Below are 1,983 nucleotides of genomic sequence, written 5' to 3' on the forward strand. Positions count from 1 at the left end.
CGCTGGCGGAGTTCATCCCGACGGCCAGCGATGTGGGTCTGCACATCATCCTGGCCCGCAACTCGGGTGGTGCGGGTCGTGCGCTGTACGAGCCGCTGATCGGCAAGATGCGCGAGACGTCGGCCCCGGGTCTGGCGATGAGCGCGAACAAGGACGACGGCCAGCTGGTGGCGAACATCAAGTCCCGCCCGCTCCCGCCGGGTCGCGGCACCTTGGTGAGCCGCAGCCTGCGCGGTGGCCCGCAGATGATCCAGACGGCGTTCATCCCGCCGGAGTGATCGTCGCGGCCTGACCGTCACGACGACGAGAAACCCTCCCCAGCCTCGGCCGGGGAGGGTTTTTCGCGTTCAGGAGCGGTGTTCGTACCCGGTGAGGACGGAGTCCAGCAGGCCGGGGAAGCGCGCGTCCAGGTCGTCGCGGCGGAGCTCGACCCAGCGGTTCCGGCCGTTGACGAAGGTCGTGGTCAGGCCGGCTTCGCGCAGCACCCGCCAGTGGTGGGAGAGCGTCGGTGCGCTGACGTCGACGTCGTAGGCGCCCAGGGAGCAGACCGCTGGCTCGGTCGCCTGGCTGAGCGTGCGGAGCAGTTCGAGGCGCACCGGATCGGCCAGGGCGTGCAGCACCTGCACGATGTCGAGATCGTTGCTGCTCGGTTGCGGGAGGGTGCGCGTCACGGGCACCGAGCCTGCCTTTCATTCGATCGTTTGACAAGTATCGAATAGTTCCCGCATGATCATGCACCATGACGATTCGACGATCATCAAATGATCGATTGCGCGTGAGCACGCTGGTCGTCCTCGCCGTGGGCACCTTCGCGGTCGGTGCGGACGGCTTCATCCTCAATGGACTGCTGCCCGAGGTCGCCCGCGATCTCCAGGTCCCCGAGTCGCTGGCGGGCCAGCTGACGACGATCTTCGCGGTGACCTACGCGGTGGGTTCGCCGATCATCGCGTCGGTGACGGGGAGCTGGGACCGGCGGGTGCTGCTCGGCGGTGGTCTCGCGCTGTTCACGGTCGGGATGGCGGGGCAGGCGCTCGGCACGACGTTCGCGGTGGTGGCGGTGGCCAGGGCGCTCGCTGCGATCGGCGCGGCGGCGTTCCAGGCGAACGCTTACGCGGTGGCCGGCGCTCTCGCCGCCCCTGACCAGCGCGGACGTGCCCTGGCGACGGTCGCCGCGGGGATGACCGCGTCGACGGTGCTCGGTGTGCCGCTCGGGGTGCTGGGCGGGCAGTGGTTCGGCTGGCGGGTCGTGATGTGGATCATCGGCGCGCTCGGGGTGCTGGTGGCGATCGCGATCCCGACCCTGCCGCAGGTCCGGCTGCCGGTGGTCCGGCTCGGGGAGCGCCTCGCGGTCCTGGTGCGTCCGGTGATCCTGAAAGTCCTGCTCATCACGGTCATCGGCATGTTCGCCGCCTTCACCGTCTCCGCCTACTTGCCGCTGCTGCTGGGCACCTCCGCTCCCGGCCCGATGCTGTCCTGGGTGCTGGTGACCATCGGCGTCGGCCAGGTGCTGGGGAACTCGCTGGCGGGGCGCTGGACCGACGGCTTCGGCGCGAAGCGGGTGCTGCTGCTCTCCCTCGGTGGCATGGCGGTGGTGTACGCCCTGCTCAACTGGGCTGTGCTGACCTTGCCGACGACGCTGCTGATCGGTCTCGGCGCGGGAGCCTTCAACGGGATGCTGATGGTTCCCCAGCAACACCGCCTGTACGAGCTGGGCTCGGATGCCCCGACGGTGGCGCTCGGCCTGAACGGCTCGGCGATCTACGCGGGAGCGGGCCTGGGCTCCGCGATCGGCGGAACGGTCCTGGCGACAGCGGGAACGACCTGGCTGGCCCCGACTGCGGCGGCGGTAGCAGTGGGAGCTCTCCTCCTCGCCCTGAAAACCACGAACCGCACGAAGGCAGCGGAACCGACGACCGTGCCCGCCTGAACGAGAAGTGGATCGGCCGCGGTCGCTACATGCTGCCCGCGCATGCGCTCGGTGCC

The 1,983-nt window shown here is 69.7% G+C and carries 3 protein-coding genes; 2 read left to right on the top strand and 1 reads right to left on the bottom strand.

Annotated elements, in window-relative coordinates:
- The coding region (locus ABTZ89_RS38285; protein WP_351054303.1) for a hypothetical protein at positions 1-278 on the top strand (278 nt) is incomplete at its 5' end.
- A gap of 69 nt (positions 279-347) precedes the next feature.
- Here ABTZ89_RS38285 and ABTZ89_RS38290 read toward each other — a convergent pair.
- Positions 348-671, bottom strand: coding sequence for an ArsR/SmtB family transcription factor (locus ABTZ89_RS38290; RefSeq protein ID WP_351054306.1), 324 nt, complete (start codon positions 669-671; stop codon positions 348-350).
- A 104-nt stretch (positions 672-775) separates the two neighbouring features.
- Between ABTZ89_RS38290 and ABTZ89_RS38295 the strand changes: the two genes are divergently transcribed.
- Positions 776-1,927 carry an MFS transporter gene (locus tag ABTZ89_RS38295; RefSeq protein ID WP_351054309.1) on the top strand — a complete coding sequence of 384 codons (1,152 nt, stop codon included), beginning with the start codon at positions 776-778 and terminating at the stop codon, positions 1,925-1,927.
- Positions 1,928-1,983: the final 56 nt, after the last annotated feature.

The sequence above is a fragment of the Saccharopolyspora sp. NPDC002686 genome, assembly GCF_040295745.1.
GTDB classification, from domain to species: Bacteria; Actinomycetota; Actinomycetes; order Mycobacteriales; family Pseudonocardiaceae; genus Saccharopolyspora; species Saccharopolyspora oryzae.